Annotated in this window: 13 protein-coding genes; 10 read left to right on the top strand and 3 right to left on the bottom strand. The window is 61.4% G+C overall.

Features of this window, described 5'->3' with window-relative positions; translation table 11 throughout:
• Nucleotides 1-46: 46 nt before the first annotated feature.
• The gene (locus ACLK1G_RS22485; protein ID WP_420767406.1) at nucleotides 47-610 is read left to right on the top strand and encodes an NAD(P)H nitroreductase; all 564 of its coding nucleotides are present in this window, start codon (nucleotides 47-49) and stop codon (nucleotides 608-610) included.
• Between the two features lie 197 nt (nucleotides 611-807).
• Here ACLK1G_RS22485 and ACLK1G_RS22480 read toward each other — a convergent pair whose 3' ends face one another.
• From ACLK1G_RS22480 to phhA, 3 genes are all read right to left on the bottom strand, one after another.
• On the bottom strand, nucleotides 808-2,001 hold the full coding sequence (locus ACLK1G_RS22480) for an amino acid aminotransferase (RefSeq protein ID WP_420767405.1): 1,194 nt from the start codon (nucleotides 1,999-2,001) through the stop codon (nucleotides 808-810).
• Entirely contained in the window at nucleotides 2,001-2,357 is a 357-nt protein-coding gene (locus tag ACLK1G_RS22475) for a 4a-hydroxytetrahydrobiopterin dehydratase (protein ID WP_420767404.1), read from the bottom strand. The genes ACLK1G_RS22480 and ACLK1G_RS22475 overlap by 1 nt, the downstream gene beginning before the upstream one ends.
• A gap of 99 nt (nucleotides 2,358-2,456) precedes the next feature.
• Complete coding sequence (gene phhA / locus ACLK1G_RS22470; RefSeq protein WP_186704640.1) at nucleotides 2,457-3,242, bottom strand: phenylalanine 4-monooxygenase; 786 nt, start codon at nucleotides 3,240-3,242, stop codon at nucleotides 2,457-2,459.
• A gap of 386 nt (nucleotides 3,243-3,628) precedes the next feature.
• Here phhA and ACLK1G_RS22465 point away from each other — a divergent pair, with 386 nt between their 5' ends.
• The 9 genes from ACLK1G_RS22465 (at nucleotide 3,629) to ACLK1G_RS22425 (ending at nucleotide 17,617) form a co-directional block, all read left to right on the top strand.
• Nucleotides 3,629-5,191 carry a sigma-54-dependent transcriptional regulator gene (locus ACLK1G_RS22465; protein WP_420767403.1) on the top strand — a complete coding sequence of 521 codons (1,563 nt, stop codon included), beginning with the start codon at nucleotides 3,629-3,631 and terminating at the stop codon, nucleotides 5,189-5,191.
• 336 nt (nucleotides 5,192-5,527) lie between these two features.
• Nucleotides 5,528-6,265, top strand: coding sequence for a flagellar basal body rod protein FlgF (locus tag ACLK1G_RS22460; protein WP_003199043.1), 738 nt, complete (start codon nucleotides 5,528-5,530; stop codon nucleotides 6,263-6,265).
• Between the two features lie 49 nt (nucleotides 6,266-6,314).
• Nucleotides 6,315-7,100 carry a flagellar basal-body rod protein FlgG gene (gene flgG, locus ACLK1G_RS22455; RefSeq protein ID WP_186610404.1) on the top strand — a complete coding sequence of 262 codons (786 nt, stop codon included), beginning with the start codon at nucleotides 6,315-6,317 and terminating at the stop codon, nucleotides 7,098-7,100.
• 72 nt (nucleotides 7,101-7,172) lie between these two features.
• Nucleotides 7,173-7,868 carry a flagellar basal body L-ring protein FlgH gene (flgH, locus tag ACLK1G_RS22450; protein WP_420767402.1) on the top strand — a complete coding sequence of 232 codons (696 nt, stop codon included), beginning with the start codon at nucleotides 7,173-7,175 and terminating at the stop codon, nucleotides 7,866-7,868.
• Between the two features lie 45 nt (nucleotides 7,869-7,913).
• Nucleotides 7,914-8,984: a flagellar basal body P-ring protein FlgI gene (locus tag ACLK1G_RS22445; protein ID WP_170847652.1), complete on the top strand. Its 1,071-nt coding sequence runs from the start codon at nucleotides 7,914-7,916 to the stop codon at nucleotides 8,982-8,984.
• 14 nt (nucleotides 8,985-8,998) lie between these two features.
• Nucleotides 8,999-10,297, top strand: a complete 1,299-nt coding sequence (flgJ, locus tag ACLK1G_RS22440) for a flagellar assembly peptidoglycan hydrolase FlgJ (RefSeq protein ID WP_420767430.1) — start codon at nucleotides 8,999-9,001, stop codon at nucleotides 10,295-10,297.
• 10 nt (nucleotides 10,298-10,307) lie between these two features.
• Complete coding sequence (gene flgK, locus ACLK1G_RS22435) at nucleotides 10,308-12,374, top strand: flagellar hook-associated protein FlgK (protein ID WP_420767401.1); 2,067 nt, start codon at nucleotides 10,308-10,310, stop codon at nucleotides 12,372-12,374.
• A gap of 13 nt (nucleotides 12,375-12,387) precedes the next feature.
• Entirely contained in the window at nucleotides 12,388-13,953 is a 1,566-nt protein-coding gene (locus ACLK1G_RS22430) for a flagellar hook-associated protein 3 (protein ID WP_420767400.1), read from the top strand.
• Nucleotides 13,954-14,047: 94 nt separating this feature from the next.
• Nucleotides 14,048-17,617: a glycosyltransferase gene (locus ACLK1G_RS22425; RefSeq protein WP_420767399.1), complete on the top strand. Its 3,570-nt coding sequence runs from the start codon at nucleotides 14,048-14,050 to the stop codon at nucleotides 17,615-17,617.
• The last annotated feature ends 143 nt before the right edge of the window (nucleotides 17,618-17,760 follow it).

Genomic DNA, 17,760 nt, shown 5'->3' with positions numbered 1-17,760 from the left:
CGGAACAGCCACTAGAATAGCCGAACATTTTTCCAGGAGGTCGCCGATGCAGGCTTTAGATGCTTTGCTCAACCGTGTTTCCGTGCCACGCCTGGTTGACCCGGCGCCCACGCCGCAACAGCGCGAAGTCATGTTCGCGGCCGCGATGCGCGCGCCCGACCATGGCCAGTTGCGCCCGTGGCGGTTCCTGACGGTGGAGGGGCAGGCACGCCATCGCATGGGCGAGCTGTTGGCCGAAGCAGCGCGCTTCAATGATCCGCTGGTGCCCGAAGCCGTCGTGGAGAAAGCCCTCAACGGCCCGCTACGGGCGCCGCTGGTGGTGGTAGTGATTGCGCGGTTGCAAGACCATTTCAAGATTCCAAAGCCTGAACAATTGCTGGCGGCAGGCTGCGCGGCACACGGCATTCTGCTGGCCGCTTATGCACAAGGGATAGGCGGCGTGTGGCGTACGGGTGAGCTGGCTTACTCGCCGCATGTGGCCCGGGGCCTGGGGCTTGAAGACGGCGAGGAGGTGATTGGTTTCCTTTACCTTGGCACGCCGCAGAAAGAGGCGCGCACGGCACCACAGGAAGATATCGGGCGGTTTGTCCGGGCCTGGACGGGGGGATAACTTCTCAAGGGCGGCGGATAACCTGAGGCGGCTTTGATCCACTGTGGCGAGGGAGCTTGCTCCCGCTGGGGCGGCGAAGCCGCCCGGATGGAACGACGCTATGTCCCAGGTACACCGCGCCAGGCCTGTACACGATTGCTGCGCAGCCGAGCGGGAGCAAGCTCCCGCGCCACAAGATCAGCAGCCGACGGTGGCCATTATTTGCAAACATCCGCAATCGCCACCGCCAGGGCATCCAGGCGCGTCGCATCGATGCCGGCCACGTTGGCCCGGCCGGTGCCGACCATGTAGACGCTATGGCGCTCGCGCAGGTGCTTGACCTGTTCCGGCGTCAGGCCGGTGTAGGAAAACATCCCGCGCTGCACCCCCATATGGGCAAAGCGCTCACGCAAGCCGTGGGGTTCGAGTGCTTCCAGCAGACCGCCGCGCAGTTGAGCGATGCGCAGGCGCATGGCTTCCACTTCGTCGGCCCACAGGCCCCTGAGTTCCGGATTGCCGAGGATCGTCGCCACCACCGCCGCGCCATGATCCGGCGGCGTCGACCAAAGGTTGCGGGCGATGTTGGCCAGTTGGCTGCGAATGTCCGTCAATTTTTCCCCATCGCGAGCACAGACAATCAGCGCACCGGTGCGGTCGCGGTAAAGGCCAAAATTCTTCGAGCATGAACTGGTGACCAGCACCTCGGGCAACGCTTCGGCAAACAACCGCACGGCCCAGGCGTCCTGCTCCAGCCCGTCGCCGAAGCCCTGGTAAGCGAAATCGATCAACGGCAGCAGGCCACGGCTGCGCACCACTTCCAACACCTGGCGCCATTGCTCGTGAGACAGGTCGAAGCCGGTCGGGTTGTGGCAGCACGCGTGCAGCAAGACCACATCGCCTTTTGGCACCTGGCCCAGGTTGGCGAGCATTGCCTCGAAATCCAGGCGGTTGTCGGCGCCCACGTAGGGGTAATGACTGGCCTTGACGCCCGCGGCGGCGAAGATGGTTTCGTGGATCGGCCAGGTCGGGTTGCTCAACCAGACACCACGGCCCGGCAGGCACTGGGCGATGAAGTCGGCGCTCAAGCGCAGGGCGCCGGTGCCGCCTGGGGTCTGGGTGGCACCGGCGCGTTTGCCGGCGATCAACGGTGAATCGGCGCCCAGCACCAGCGCATTCATCAATTGGCCGAACGCGGCGTCGCCATGACCGCCGATGTAAGTCTTGGTGGACTGGCGATCCACCAGCCACTGCTCGGCCTGTTTCACTGACTGAAGAATCGGCGTCAGACCCTGGGCGTCCTTGTAGACACCAACGCCCAGGTCGAACTTGCCAGGGTTGCTGTCCGCCCCGTAGGCCTCCATCAGGCCCAGGATCGGGTCGCCGGGCACGCGGCCGATGGCATCGAAATGCATTACTTGCGGCCCTCGGCGGTCTTGGCAACTTCATCGGTGCGGGCGGCCATGATGAAGTCGTTGCGGTGCAGGCCCTTGATCGAATGGCTCCACCAGGTGACGGTGACTTTGCCCCATTCGGTGAGCAGGCCCGGGTGATGACCTTCGGCCTCGGAGATCTCGCCGACGGCGTTGGTGAACGCTAGGGCGTGCTTGAAATTCTTGAACAGGAAGACCTTTTCCAGCTGCATCACGCCGTCGCGCACTTCGATGTTCCAGTCGGGGATCTGCTTGATCAGTACTGGAAGTTCTTCGTCGCTGACCTGTGGGGCATCGGCGCGGCAGGCTTCGCAATGGGCTTGGTTCAAAGTGGTCATGGTGGGTTCCCGGATCGGATATTTGGAAAACGTCGATGCAGCCACGCTAAAGCAAAGTCGCGAGGCGCAACAGACTCAATTGGAATCAAAACCAGCGGTTCACGCGGCTTTCGGTGGAAATTTCGGTGCGTGCAGGCCCAGTTCCCGCCCGCGCTTGACCATGCCCATGATGTCCTCGTGGGCCAGGTCGAACAGGCGCTTGAGCTCGGGCAGCACGAAATACACTGGCTGCAGGATGTCGATGCGATAAGGCGTACGCATGGCTTCCAGCGGGTCGAAGGCTTGATGCTCCGGCTCGTCTGACAGGCAGTACACGGTTTCCTTGGGCGACGAGAGAATGCCGCCGCCGTAGATGCGCCGGCCTTGCGGCGTCTGCACCAGGCCGAATTCGATGGTCATCCAATACAGACGCGCCAGGTAGACGCGTTCTTCCTTGGAGGCCTGTAGGCCGAGTTTGCCGTAGGTGTGGGTAAATTCAGCAAACCAGGGATTGGTCAGCAGAGGGCAGTGACCAAAGATCTCGTGGAAAATGTCCGGCTCTTGCAAGTAGTCCAGTTCTTCACGGGTACGAATAAAGGTTGCCACCGGAAACTGCTTGCTGGCGAGCAACTCGAAGAAGGTCTGGAAAGGGATTAGCGCGGGCACCCGGGCGACCTGCCAGCCCGTGGTCTCGCCCAGCACTTTGTTGACTTCGTCCAGCTGCGGGATGCGGTCATGGGGCAACCCCAGCTTGTCGATACCGTCCAGATACTCCTGGCACGCACGGCCTTCGATGACTTTCAGCTGGCGGGTGATCAGCGTGTTCCACACTGCGTGTTCTTCAGCGGTGTAGTGGATAAAACCTTGCGCATCGGGCTCGCGGGCCACGTATTGCGTCTGCTTCATGCTGCTCTCCTGCTGATATCCCTCAAGGGGAAGATTTGTTTGTTGTTATCTCCAGCGATGCATAAGGGATAACCCAAACCAGGGGCAGGCGCAGCAGGGCTAGCTGGCCGAACAACGACCAGTCATGCACAAAATGTAAAGTTTCCGTTACGTATTCTGGCGAGTCTCGGTGTTGCAGGTGTTTTCGGCTGGGAAAGGTCCTTAAACTGTCACATAATCTTGACGGCTATTTGCGCCGCAGCGCAGAAAACCGTGGCGAGGGAGCTTGCTCCCGCTGGGCTGCGCAGCAGCCCCAAAAAAACAGGGCCGCTTCGCGCCCCAGCGGGAGCAAGCTCCCTCGCCACAATGAATCAAACAAACCTTAAGTGAACAGCATCGGGCCTCTCATGCGTATCAAAGTCCATTGCCAGAACCGCATCGGCATCCTGCGGGACATTCTCAATCTGCTGGTGGAATACGGCATCAACGTCGCCCGGGGCGAGGTCGGTGGCGAGCATGGCAATGCGATCTACCTGCACTGCCCGAACCTGATCAACATCCAGTTCCAGGCGTTGCGTCCGAAGTTCGAAGGCATCGCCGGGGTGTTCGGCGTCAAGCGCGTAGGGCTGATGCCGAGCGAGCGTCGGCACATGGAGCTCAATGCCTTGCTTGGCGCCTTGGAGTTTCCGGTGTTGTCCATCGACATGGGCGGCTCCATCGTCGCGGCCAACCGGGCGGCGGCGCAGTTGCTCGGGGTGCGGGTCGACGAGGTGCCGGGGATTCCCTTGTCCCGCTACGCCGAGGACTTCGACCTGCCGGAACTGGTGCGCGCCAACCAATCTCGGATCAATGGCCTGCGGGTCAAGGTCAAGGGCGATGTGTTCCTGGCGGACATCGCGCCGCTGCAATCGGAGCACGACGACAGCGAGGCGATGGCCGGCGCGGTGCTGACCTTGCACCGCGCCGACCGGGTGGGCGAGCGCATCTATAACGTGCGCAAGCAGGAACTGCGCGGCTTCGACAGTATTTTCCAGAGTTCGAAGGTAATGGCGGCGGTGGTCCGCGAGGCCCGGCGCATGGCGCCGCTGGACGCGCCGCTATTGATAGAAGGCGAAACCGGAACCGGCAAGGAATTGCTGGCCCGTGCCTGTCACCTGGCAAGCCCACGGGGGCAATCGCCGTTGATGGCGCTCAACTGCGCCGGATTACCGGAGTCCATGGCCGAGACTGAACTGTTCGGCTACGGGCCCGGCGCCTTCGAAGGGGCGCGGGCCGAAGGCAAGCTCGGGCTGCTGGAGCTGACGGCGGGCGGTACGCTGTTTCTCGACGGTGTCGGAGAAATGAGTCCGCGCTTGCAAGTGAAATTGCTGCGTTTCCTACAGGACGGTTGCTTCCGCCGCGTAGGCAGTGACGAAGAGGTCTACCTGGATGTCAGGGTGATCTGCGCGACCCAGGTCGATTTGTCCGAACTCTGTGCCCGGGGAGAATTCCGTCAAGATTTGTACCATCGCCTGAATGTGCTTTCTCTGCACATCCCGCCGCTGCGCGAATGCCTCGACGGGCTGGCCCCGCTGGTCGAGCATTTCCTCGACCAGGCCAGTCGCCAGATTGGCTGCCCACTGCCAAGACTGGCCCCAGCGGCGATGGACCGGCTCAGTCACTACCACTGGCCAGGCAATGTCCGGCAACTGGAAAACGTGCTGTTCCAGGCCGTTTCCCTATGCGACGGCGGGAAGGTCAAGGCCGAACACATTCGCCTGCCGGACTACGGCGTGCGCCAACCCCTCGGTGACTTTTCCCTCGACGGAGGGCTGGACGAGATCGTCGGCCGTTTCGAGAAGGCCGTGCTCGAGCGCCTGTATTCCGAACACCCGAGCAGCCGGCAACTGGGCAAGCGGCTGGGGGTTTCCCATACGACGATTGCTAATAAGTTGCGTGAGTATGAGGTGGGCAAAGAACCCGGCGTGTGATGATAGACGCTTCGTGGCGAGGGAGCTGCTCCCGCTCGGTTGCGTAGCAATCGCCAAAAGTGTGGAGCCGCTACGCCCGAGGCGTCGGACCGGCCCAGCGGGAGCAAGCTCCCGCGCCACGGGGCGGCTATTTGATCAGGTTAGGCGGACACTTGCCGTAAGCGGCACGACACCGCCGGTTTTTCGTCTTCGATACGTTTCCATAATCCCTTTCAATTCCGCCAAGTCCTTTATTTACCGGCCCCACCAGCGTCAGAAATAAGTTGGTCTGCAATTTGCTTAAGGCTGTGCAACACAGCAGTGGGCGGCAAACGTCCGGCATGCAGAGGAACGACAGTGGACAAGTACCTTTATGTGGCAATGACCGGCGCCAGCCAGAACGCACTGGCGCAACGGGCCCATGCCAACAACCTGGCGAACATCTCCACCAATGGTTTTCAGAAAGACCTGGAGCAGGCACGTTCGATGCCGGTGTTCGGCGACAGCTTTCCGGCGCGGGCGTTTGCCATGTCCGAACGGCCTGCCACTGACTTTACCCCGGGAGCGCTGGTTGAAACCGGTCGCGACCTGGACGTGGCGGTCAGCGGACCGGGCTGGATGGCCGTGCAGAATCCCGACGGCGGTGAAAGCTACGTGCGTACCGGCAGCCTCAACGTTGACGCCCTGGGTGTGCTGCGGGCCGGCAACGGCATGCCGGTAATGGGCAATGGCGGTCCGATCGCCGTGCCACCGGAGCAGAAAATCGAAATTGGCCAGGACGGCACCATCAGCATTCGCGCCATGGGCGAAGGCCCGCGGGTGATGGCTGAGGTGGACCGAATCAAACTGGTCAACCCTGACCTCAAGAACATGACCAAGGGCCTCGACGGCTCGATCCGTACCAAGGACGGCCAGCCCGCGCCCATCGATGCCAACGTACAACTGGTGTCGGGCTTCCAGGAAGCGAGCAACGTCAATGCGGTGGATGAAATGACTTCGGTGCTGGCCCTGGCCAAGCAGTTCGAGCTTCACGTCAAGATGATGAACACCGCCAAAGAAGGCGATGAGGCCATGGCTCGGGTCTTGCAGATCTAATCACTAATTACAGCGCTGCGCCGAAAAACAGGCGTGAGAGGAGAATCGAATGCTTCCGGCTCTTTGGGTTGCCAAAACAGGTCTGTCCGCCCAGGACACAAACCTGTCCACCATTTCCAACAACCTGGCGAACGTCTCGACCACGGGTTTCAAACGTGATCGCGCCGAGTTCCAGGACCTGCTCTACCAGGTAAAACGCCAGCCAGGCGCCCAGTCGACCCAGGACAGCGAATTGCCGTCGGGCCTGCAAGTGGGTACCGGCGTGCGCATCGTCGGCACCCAGAAAAACTTCAACGCCGGCAGCCTGCAGACCACCGAACAGCCGCTGGACATGGCCATCGACGGGCGCGGTTTCTTCCAGATCCTGCAGCCGGACGGCACCACGTCCTACACTCGTGACGGTACCTTCCACCTCGATTCCAATGGCCAGATCGTCAACGCCAGTGGTTTCGCCCTGGAACCGGCCATCATCATCCCGAACGATGCCCAGACCTTCACCGTGGGCCGCGACGGCACCGTGTCCATCACCGTGGCGGGCAACCCGGCCTCCCAGGTGATCGGCAACCTGCAGACCGCCGACTTCATCAACCCGGCCGGCCTGCAAGCGGTGGGTAACAACCTGTTCATGGAAACCGCTGCCAGCGGCGCGCCACAAGTCGGCACGCCTGGCCTGAACGGCTTCGGCACCACGCTGCAGAACACCCTGGAAACGTCGAACGTGAGCACCGTTGAGGAGATGGTCAATATGATCACCACCCAGCGCGCCTACGAGATGAACTCCAAAGTGATCTCCACCGCCGACCAGATGCTCTCGTTCGTCACGCAGAACCTGTAATCGCGTCGCAACATTCGTCATCACGTAGACAGGGCGGCTCCAGGGTCGCCTGCAACACCAAGAGGTAGGGTCATGAATCGCTTCGTATCTGTTCTGGCATTGAGTGGGATCACCGCATTGGCGGGCTGTGTCGCGCCAACGCCAAGGCCCAATGACCCGTACTACGCTCCGGTGTTGCCGCGCACACCGTTGCCGGCGGCGGCCAATAACGGTTCGATCTACCAGGCCGGTTTCGAGCAGAACCTGTACAGCGATCGCAAGGCTTTCCGGGTCGGTGACATCATCACCATCACCCTGAACGAGCGGACCCAGGCCAGCAAGAACGCCAACTCGCAGATCGACAAGACCAGCGAGACCAGCGTCGGCCTGACATCGCTGTTCGGCTCGGGCCTGACCACCAACAATCCGATCGGCAGCAACGATCTCAGCCTCAACGCCGGCTATGGCGCCGACCGTGCCACCAAGGGCGACAGCAAGTCGGGACAAAGCAACAGCCTGACCGGTTCGATCACCGTGACGGTGGCCGACGTCCTGCCCAACGGCATCATCGTCGTACGGGGTGAAAAGTGGCTGACGCTCAACACCGGTGACGAACTGGTACGCATCGCCGGCATGGTTCGGGCCGATGACATCGCCACCGATAACACCGTTTCGTCCACTCGCGTGGCCGATGCGCGCATCACCTATTCGGGCACTGGTGCCTTTGCCGATGCGAGTCAGCCAGGTTGGTTCGACCGCTTCTTCCTCAGCCCGAAGTTCCCTTTCTAGGTGATCAAGTTGAATCTTAAACAGCTGTTGATCGGTGCCCTGGTGATGTCGGCAGCCTTCAGCGCTCAAGCCGAGCGCCTGAAGGACATCGCCAGTATTTCCGGCGTGCGTTCCAACCAGTTGATCGGCTACGGCCTGGTCGTTGGCCTCAATGGCACCGGTGACCAGACCACACAGACACCGTTCACCCTGCAGACCTTCAACAACATGCTGTCGCAGTTCGGCATCAAGGTGCCGGCGGGCTCCGGCAACGTGCAGTTGAAAAACGTTGCGGCGGTGTCGGTCAGTGCCGATCTGCCGGCCTTCGCCAAGCCCGGCCAGCAGGTGGACATCACCGTTTCGTCCATCGGTAACTCCAAGAGCTTGCGCGGCGGCACCTTGTTGCTGACCCCGCTCAAGGGTATCGACGGCAACGTCTACGCCATCGCCCAGGGCAACCTGGTGGTGGGCGGTTTCGATGCCGAAGGGCGCGACGGTTCGAAGATCACCGTCAACGTTCCGTCGGCCGGGCGCATCCCTGGCGGCGCGTCGGTAGAACGTGCGGTGCCGAGCGGTTTCAACCAGGGCAACAGCCTGACGCTGAACCTCAATCGTTCCGACTTCACCACGGCCAAGCGCATCGTCGACAAGATCAATGACATGCTCGGCCCAGGCGTGGCCCAGGCCATCGACGGCGGCTCGATCCGCGTCACCGCGCCACTGGATCCGAGCCAGCGGGTCGACTACCTGTCGATCCTGGAAAACCTCGAAGTCGACCCGGGCCAGGCGGTGGCGAAAGTCATCATCAACTCGCGCACCGGCACCATCGTGATTGGCCAGAACGTCAAGGTTTCGCCAGCCGCCGTGACCCACGGCAGCCTGACCGTGACCATCACCGAAGACCCGATCGTCAGCCAGCCGGGCCCATTGTCCAACGGCCAGACCGCCGTGGTCCCGCGTTCGCGGGTCAATGCCGAGCAGGAAGCCAAGCCGATGTTCAAGTTCGGCCCGGGCACGACCCTGGATGAAATCGTCCGGGCGGTGAACCAGGTCGGCGCGGCACCGGGCGACCTGATGGCGATTCTCGAAGCCTTGAAGCAGGCCGGCGCGTTGCAAGCCGACCTGATCGTGATTTAAGGAAAGCGGTCATGGTGGATATGCGCAAAGGCGCCTTGATCAGTGGGGATTCAGCGTCCTATTCGGACCTCAATCGCCTCAATCAGCTCAAGGTCGGCGACAAGAACAGCGAAGGCAACCTGCGCAAAGTGGCTCAGGAGTTCGAGTCGCTGTTCCTCGGCGAAATGCTCAAGTCCATGCGTTCGGCCACCGAGGCCCTGGGCAAGGACAATCCGATGAACACGCCGGAAGCCAAGCAATACCAGGAAATGTACGATCAGCAGTTGGCCGTTTCCATGTCCCGCGAGGGCGGCGGTATCGGCCTGGCTGACGTGCTGCTGCGCCAGATGTCGAAGAACAAACCGCTGGCCTCGGGCGAGGCGGCCACCTTATCGGCCGCCAAGCAGCAAGAGGCGCTGGACAAGGCCAAGGCGCCAGTACCCACGCCTGTGGCGGCCGGAACGCTGCCCGACGGGCCGTTGTCGCGCAGCAACGGCCAGCGCCCACTCTGGGCGTCGCGGGCCGTGAGCGCGCCGCAAGGTGCCGAGGGCATTCACCGTAACGACATGGAATTGATCAACCAGCGCCGCCTGGCCCTGCCACCGAAACTCGCCGACCGCTTGCTCGCGGGGTTGGTGCCTTCGGCATCGGTCAAGCCTGAAGCGATGGCGCAGAACGTCTTGCCTGATCGCGCCATTGCCGCCGTCAAGCCGGCTTCCGGTGAGCTGGCCAACGGTGACTGGCTGGCCGCGCTCAAGGCTGCCGAGCCCAAAGGCGACATGCAAGTCTATGGCCGCGCCGTGGCCCAGCCACCGTTGGCGCCGGCGCGCAAGGCCTTCCGCGATGCCGATGAATTCGTCAACGCCATGCTGCCAATGGCCAAGGAAGCAGCGGACCGTATCGGCGTCGACCCTCGTTACCTGGTGGCCCAGGCTGCTCTCGAAACCGGTTGGGGCAAATCGGTGATGCGCCAGCCCGATGGCAGCAGCAGCCACAACCTGTTCGGCATCAAGGCCAGCGCGAACTGGAAGGGCGATTCGGCGCGGGCGATCACCAGCGAATTCCGCAATGGCGAGATGGTCAAGGAGACGGCCGAGTTCCGTTCCTACGCCTCGTACCGTGACAGTTTCCATGACCTGGTCAATCTGCTGCAAAGCAACAGTCGCTATCAAGCTGTGCTGAAGTCGGCCGATAACCCGGAACAGTTTGTACGCGAGTTGCAGAAGGCCGGTTACGCCACCGACCCGAACTACGCCAGCAAGATTTCGAACATAGCCCGGCAGATGACGAGTTACCAAAACTACGCTTCGGCTGGTGCCACCACGACTTTATAAGGTCTGAACCATGAGTTTGCTCAATATCGGGATGTCGGGTCTGTCCGCAAGCCAGACCGCACTGGTGACCACGGGTAACAACATCGCCAACGTCGATACCGCAGGGTATTCGCGTCAGCAGACCGTGCAGACCACCAAGGCGTCGAACCAGTACGGCAACGTGTTCATCGGCTCCGGCACGACCCTGGCGGACGTACGCCGGGTCTACAACTCCTATCTTGAAGCGCAACTGAAGACCACCACCTCGCTCAACAGCGATGCGGCGGCCTACCAGGGGCAGATCACACCGCTTGATTCCCTGCTGTCGGACAGCGGCACTGGCCTCAACGGCGCGCTGACCAAGTTCTTCGCCTCGGTGCAGAACGTCAACGCCAAGCCGGGCGACGACGCCTCTCGCCAGTTGCTGCTCAGCGATGCACAGGCCTTGAGCAACCGTTTCAATTCGGTAGCCAGCCAGTTGACGGCGCAGAGCGAGAACATCAACGGCAACCTGTCGAACATGGTCGAGCAGATCAACAGCCTGGCCACCACCGTCGCCCAGTTGAACAAGAAAATCGCCGAAGTCTCCAACGCCGGCGGCGCGCCGAACGACCTGCTCGATGCCCGCAGCGAGACCATTCGCCAGCTGTCCACCTTCACCGGCACTCAGGTCGTGGAGAACGGCAGCAGCCTGGACATCTACCTGGGATCCGGCCAGCCACTGGTCATGGGCAATATCACCAATAAACTGGAAGCGGTGCCGGACAAGAACGACCCCGGTCGCATTGGCATCCAGCTCAACAGCGGCTCCAGCGTCATGGACATCACCCAGGTGATGACCGGCGGTGAAATCGGTGGCCTGATGCGCTACCGCAGCACCGTCCTCGACCCGGCCATGAACGAGCTGGGCCGTGTGGCCCTGGTCGTCGCCGACCAGATGAACAGCATCCAGGCCTCGGGTATCGACAAGAACGGCGCATTCGGTTCCAACCTGTTCAGCAGCATCAACAGTGCGGCCCAGATGAGCCAGCGCAGCGTTGCCTCGCTGGGCAACAGCGCCGGGTCCGGCAACTTCAACGTGTCGATCGAAGACACGGGCAAGCTGACCACCAACGACTACAAGATCACCTTCACCAGCGCCACCGACTACACCGTCCAGCGTCTGCCCGATAACACGCCGATGGGTGCGTTCAACACCGCGACCACGCCGGCGCCGGTGGTCGATGGTTTCTCGCTGACCTTCGCCAACGGCACCGCGGCCGTCGGTGACTCGTTCAAGATCACCCCGACCCGCAACGCCGCGGGCAGCATCAAGACCGAGATGACCGACTCCAAGCGGCTGGCGATTGCCGCGCCGCTGGGCGCCGCCATCACGCCGGGCGGCAGCGGCACGCTGACCATTCCGGCCAGCGGCCAGCCGACCATGACCACCAAGCTGGACATCTACGACGAAGCCACTACCAGCATCATCCAGAACGGCATCAAGAATTCGATGCCGGTCAAAGTGGTGTTCGGGGCGACGTCGGCCGGTGGCACCAGCCAGGCTTATCAGTTGCTCGATGCCAAGGGCGGCGTGATCAGCAGTGGCACCATCAAACCCGGTCAGAGCAACACCCTGAGCCTGAGCGTTCCGCTCAAGGACGCAACCGGCGCCCCGATCATGGATTCGTCCGTACCGCCGGTGCAGCGTACCGTCACGTTCGATATGTCCATCGCCGGCGCGCCTTCCGACGGTGCCGGCATCGATATAAGCCTCAGTCAGCCTGGTAGCCTTGATAACCGTAACGGTACCGTGCTCGCTGGCTTGCAGACCGCCAAAACCGTGGATACCGGTTCGGCCAGCAAGGGCATTTCCTTGAACGATGCCTACGGCAAACTGGTGGAAGGCGTCGGTGCCAAGGCCGCCCAAGGCAAGCTGGACAGCGCCGCCACCGGCGCGATCCTGGACAACGCCAAGAATGCCCGCGACTCGCTGTCGGGCGTCGACCTGGATGAAGAGACCGGCAATCTGGTCAAGTTCCAGCAGTACTACACCGCGTCTTCGCAGATCATCAAGGCTGCGCAGGAAATCTTCAGCACATTGATCAACAGTCTTTAAGGAGCCGTAGCCCATGCGCATTTCTACTTCTCAGTTTTACGAAAGCACGGCTGCGAACTACCAGAAGAACTTCGCCAACGTGGTCAAGACCAGCGAAGAGGCCAGCAGCCTGGTGCGCGTGAACACCGCCGCCGATGATCCGGTGGGCGCTTCGCGTCTGCTGCAATTGGGTACGCAGGCTTCGATGCTGGCCCAGTACGAAACCAACGCCAACACCATCAAGGCCACCCTGGGTACCACCGAAGCGGTGATGACCAGCATCGGCAACGTGCTGCAGCGCGCCAAGGAACTGGCTGTCGGTGCCGGTAACGCCGGTTACACCGACGCTGACCGTCAGGCCAACGCTTCGGAGCTGGCGCAGATCGAAGAACAGTTGCTGAGCCTGATGAACAGCAAGGACGAAAACGGAAAGTACATCTTCTCCGGTTCCAAGGGTGACACCGTCCCGTTCACCCGCAACACCGATGGTAGCTACAGCTACAACGGCGACCAGGTGACGCTCGACCTGCCGGTCGGTGACACCATGTCGATGGCCACCAACAGCACCGGCTGGGAGGTGTTCCAGCAAGCCGTCAACACCAGCCGCAGCCAGGTCACTCGGACCGCGCCGCCGGTGGATGACGGGCGCGTGGTCTTGTCCGACGGCCAGGTTTCCTCCAGCGTTAGCTATAACAGCAAGTTCCGCAGCGGCGAGCCGTACACCGTGGAGTTCACCAGCGGCACGCAACTGAGAATCACCGACTCGCTCGGCAATGACGTGACCGCCGAAGCGAGCCAGGGCGGCGCGTTCGACCCTAACAGCAAGAGCGGGCAGGCGGTCCAGTTCCGTGGTGTGGAGCTGACCCTGAACATCAATCTGCAAACGGGCGATGTCCCTGGCACGGTGTTGCCAGGCCATACCTTCACCCTGGCTGCCAAGCCGGACACGTTTGTTCCGATGCGCAGTCCTGGCAACCCGACCGCGGTGCAAGTCACCGGCAGCGAAATCACCGATCCGGTGGCCTACCACGCTAGTTTCCCTACGGGGGCGGCCGTGTTGAAGTTCACCAGCGCCACCGATTTCGACCTTTACGCAGCGCCGCTGACCGCTAACAGCCAACCCGTGTCCAGCGGCACCCTGGCCGGTAACGTAGCCACCGCTTCGGGCGTGAGCTTCACCCTGGACGGCACGCCAGCCGCAGACGATCAGTTCAGCATCGCGGTCAACACCCACGAAACCCAGAACATCCTGGACACCGTGAATCAGCTGAAAACCGCGTTGAACACACCGACCAACAACGATCCGATAGCGTTGCAGAAACTGCAGGCTTCGCTCGCGTCCGGCATCGGCAATCTGGCAAGCGGCACCGATCAATTGTCCAGTGCCCTGAGTTCCGTGGGTGGTCGTGGTGCCGCTCTGGACAACCAGAGCGACACCAACCAGAGCTTGATGCTGGCCAATAAACAGACCCAATCGTCGATCCGTGACTCCGATTCGGCCGAGGTATTAACCCGCCTGACATTGCAACAGACCATGCTGCAAGCCTCGCAACTGGCGTTCAGCAAGATCGCCCAGTTGGGTCTGTTCAACAAGATCTGAGCCGGTATCGACCGAGCCGCCAACCGTCTTTTTTTAAGCGGTTCCGGGGCTCCGGCCTGAAAAGGCCGGGGCCCGCCGCTCGAGAGTTTAAACCGTGAAGTCACTTCCCCTCGTCAGCATCGTCATCCCCGCATACAACCCTCGGTTCTTTGACCAGGCACTGCTCAGTGCGTTGGCCCAGACCTACGAAAACGTTGAAATCATCGTTTGCGACGATTCGCCTGACGATGAGATTCGCAACATAGTCGCGTCATTCAAACAGCCGACCCATCCGGTCCGCTATCTGAAAAATCCTCAACGGCTAGGACTGCCGGGCAATCTGTTGCGTTGTGTCGATGAGGCGCAGGGCGAGTTCATCAAGGTGTTGTGCGATGACGATCGTCTATTTGCACCGAGCATTGCGATGCAGGCCCGGGCGTTGATGGATCATGCTGACGTGAGCGTGGTGTTCGCGCTGCGGCTGTTGTGCGACGCAGGCAACTTCATCTTGCCGCCCCGGGTGGATAACTGCCGCTTCTCGCCTAATGACGCCTTGCTCAAAGGCGACGACATGCTGGCAATTTTCGAGAGCACGCCAACCAACTTCATCGGCAATTTCAGTTCCACCCTGATGCGCCGGGCCGATGTGCTGGAATTGCTGCCCGCGCTGATTCAGGACGGTGCCGGTTTTGTTGCGGTGCTCGATTTTGCTTTGTTTGTCTGCCTGATGCGACGCGGCAATCTGATTGCCTTGAATACCGTGTTGAGTATCGAGCGCCTCTACCCGGAGCGTTTGAGCAAGACCCCGGAAATGCTCAAGGCAGCAAAGACAGAGTGGGAATGGCTGGCGCAGATGCTTGTCGCGCGCAGCGGTGAAGCGGCGCCGGCTTCTGGTTGGGTGCGCTGCATTGATCTGGACAAGATCACCGGTGAACCTCACGCCTGGCAGGAGCTCTGCGTAACCCGCGTATTGGGCAACCGCAATACCGTCGTGAATGGTCGAGTCGGGGCGCAAAGCGATAGTTATGCCGACTTCTATCGGGAATGGCTGGCCGTCCGCCGGTTCAGTGAGGTAGAACGACGCGTCATGCCCGCGCGCATCGATAGTTGGCCGTTTCGGCCGAACATTGTGCCTTTGGTCATCGACGCGCTCGGCGATGCGGAGTCGCTTGAGGCGACGCTACGCAGCATCAAGGGCCAGCTGTATTCAGCCCAGGCCGTAGTGGTGCTTTCCGATGCTCCTTGCGAAGCGGATGAACGGGTTCTGCAATTGCCGTATCAGGCGGATTGGCCGAGTCAGTTCAATGCCATCGTTCCACAGTTGGAAGGCGCCCATTGGTTCTACGTGCTGCGCGCGGGCGACGTGCTGCGCGATTCAGCGTTGTTGATCCTGGCCGAGCGCGTTGCCGGGAGGCCGGGCATCCTTTGCGTCTACAGCGATGAAGGCGCTTTGGTGGACGGCGAGTCCTTCGAGCCAGTGTTCAAGCCGGATTTCAACCTGGACCTGATGCGCGCCTATCCCTATGTCGGTCGGACCTTGGCTTTCGAGCGTGAACGATTCATGGCCCTCGGTGGTTTTGAACCGGATCACGGTGAACTGGCGCCCCACGATCTGCTCTGGCGCCTGGTGGAAGAGGCTGGCCCTCAGACCATCGAACACATCGCGGAAATCCAGGTTGAGTCGGTCCTGAGCTTCGCCCAATGGTTGTCGCTGCCCGAGGTGATCGAGGGCAACGCCCGGTTGGTTGGCGCGCATCTGGAGCGTATCGGCATCGATCATGAGATTTCCCCGGACACCTTGCCGTTGATCAACCGCATCAGCTACCGACACGGCGAGCGCCCGCTGGTATCGATCATCATGCGTACCGGTGACTCGCTCGCCGCCTTGCAGCGTTGCGCCGAGAGCCTGATCGAACGTACGGCCTACACCCATTATGAAATTCTGATTGTTGACAGCGGCGTCCGGGACCCGGCCATGCTCGACTGGCTGGAGAACATGTCGCAGTTGGGTGCGAGCATGTTGCGCGTATTGCGATACGCCGGTGATGACAGCGATGCAGCAGTGCGCAATTTTGCTGCAGGTCAGGCCCGGGGCGACTATTTGCTGTTGCTCAGTCCGCAAACGGTCATTTGTGAAAATGACTGGTTGGACGAGATGGTCAATCATGCCCAGCGTCCTGAGGTAGCGGTGGTCGGTGCGAGAATACTCAGTCCTCAAGGCACGGTTGTCGGCGGCGGGCAAGTTCTTGGGTTGGCTGGGCCGGTGGGCACGCCGTTCTACGGTGAATCCGCGGCTTCGCGCGGCTACATGCAGCGTTTGCACACGACGCAGAACTGGAGTTCGGTAAGCAGCGATTGCTTGATGGTGCGCAAGCAGGTATTCGATGAGCTCGGCTGCCTGGATGCGTCCTTAACCTTCGGCCTCAGCGATGTCGATCTGTGCCTGCGCGCAGGAAAAATTGGCTACCTGGTTGTCTGGACGCCCTACGCCACGGTCATGAAAGTCGACCTGCCGTCGACCGCTGTCCAGCCTGAAGAAACCACGTTGGTGGAGCGCGAGCGCGAAATCTTCTATCGCAAATGGCTGCCGCAGATCGCCCAGGATCCAGGCTACAACCCTGCGCTGAGCCTCGGGGCGTCCAGCTTCAGCCTGGAACCTTCGCTGCGCAACAATTGGAACCCGTTCTGCCGCCGCGCCCTGCCATTGATACTTGGCTTGCCGGTCAACGCCACCGCGGTTGGGCATTATCGCGTCACGGCCCCGTTGGCCGAATTGGAGGCCGCCGGGCGGGTAATCGCTCGGGTCGCCTACGAGTCGCCTCCTACCGTTGAGATTGAGCGCCTGTCGCCGGATACGATCGTATTGCAGGGGCGCTACAGCGAAGGGGCCGCCGGCGATATTCTCAGAATGAAAAAATACTCCGGTGCCTTGCGGATTTTCGAACTCGACGATTACGTCATCCAGGCACCCAAGAAAAACACGCATGCGCGCAACAAGCCGGCCAATATCGAACAGATGCTGCGCGAAGGAATCGGGCTGTGTGATCGTGTGGTGGTGACGACACCTTCGCTCGCTGATGCCTTGTCCAGCATGCACAATGAAATTCGTATCGTGCCTAACATGTTGCCACCTGAGCCGTGGGCGAAGCTGACCAGCCGGCGCGGCACGTCCTCCAAGCCTCGGGTGGGTTGGGGGGGAGGAACCAGCCACAGCGGTGATCTGGAAATCATTGCGGACGTGGTTCGCGAGTTGGCAAACGAAGTGGAATGGGTGTTCTTCGGTATGTGCCCGGATGCACTGCGTCCGTATATTCATGAGTTCCACAGCTCGGTCGGCTTGAACACCTACCCATTCAAGCTGGCCAGCCTGAATCTCGACTTGGCGCTGGCTCCCCTGGAGTTCCACATTTTCAACGACTGCAAGAGCAACCTGCGCTTGCTGGAATACGGTGCCTGTGGCTACCCGGTCATCTGCACCGACACCAAGGCCTACGACGGTTTTCTGCCCTGCACCAAAGTGCGCAGCAACAGCACCGAGGAGTGGGTTGAAGCGATCCGCATGCACCTGGCCGATCCGGACGCGAGTTACCGCATGGGTGACGAACTGCGCGAAGCGGTGCTGCGGGACTACATGCTCAGCGGCAAGAACCTGCAGCATTGGTTGTGGGGGTGGTTGCCGGATTGAACGTTGCCCTGTGCAGCGTTGACACTCGTGGAGAGGGAGCTGGCTCCCTCGCCATAAAGGCCGCATACGCTCGTCTTTTCGCCTTCCTTCCCCTGAAACCGCCCCAACAGAGCTGGCGCGTTTCCTGCAAGCCCCCCTCATAT

The sequence above is a fragment of the Pseudomonas algeriensis genome (genome assembly GCF_048847255.1).
Classification (GTDB): domain Bacteria; phylum Pseudomonadota; class Gammaproteobacteria; order Pseudomonadales; family Pseudomonadaceae; genus Aquipseudomonas.
The sequence above is the reverse complement of the archived record's forward strand: the minus strand, read 5'-3'. Positions and strand labels throughout refer to the sequence as shown.

Coding starts and splice junctions, on each gene's coding strand:
- ACLK1G_RS22445 (WP_170847652.1), top strand. CDS start 7,914: ATGTCGGCAGCCTTCAGCGCTCAAGCCGAGCGCCTGAAGGACATCGCC.
- ACLK1G_RS22480 (WP_420767405.1), bottom strand. CDS start 2,001: ATGCATTTCGATGCCATCGGCCGCGTGCCCGGCGACCCGATCCTGGGC.
- ACLK1G_RS22465 (WP_420767403.1), top strand. CDS start 3,629: ATGCGTATCAAAGTCCATTGCCAGAACCGCATCGGCATCCTGCGGGAC.
- flgH (WP_420767402.1), top strand. CDS start 7,173: ATGAATCGCTTCGTATCTGTTCTGGCATTGAGTGGGATCACCGCATTG.
- flgG (WP_186610404.1), top strand. CDS start 6,315: ATGCTTCCGGCTCTTTGGGTTGCCAAAACAGGTCTGTCCGCCCAGGAC.
- ACLK1G_RS22430 (WP_420767400.1), top strand. CDS start 12,388: ATGCGCATTTCTACTTCTCAGTTTTACGAAAGCACGGCTGCGAACTAC.
- phhA (WP_186704640.1), bottom strand. CDS start 3,242: ATGAAGCAGACGCAATACGTGGCCCGCGAGCCCGATGCGCAAGGTTTT.
- ACLK1G_RS22485 (WP_420767406.1), top strand. CDS start 47: ATGCAGGCTTTAGATGCTTTGCTCAACCGTGTTTCCGTGCCACGCCTG.
- flgK (WP_420767401.1), top strand. CDS start 10,308: ATGAGTTTGCTCAATATCGGGATGTCGGGTCTGTCCGCAAGCCAGACC.
- ACLK1G_RS22475 (WP_420767404.1), bottom strand. CDS start 2,357: ATGACCACTTTGAACCAAGCCCATTGCGAAGCCTGCCGCGCCGATGCC.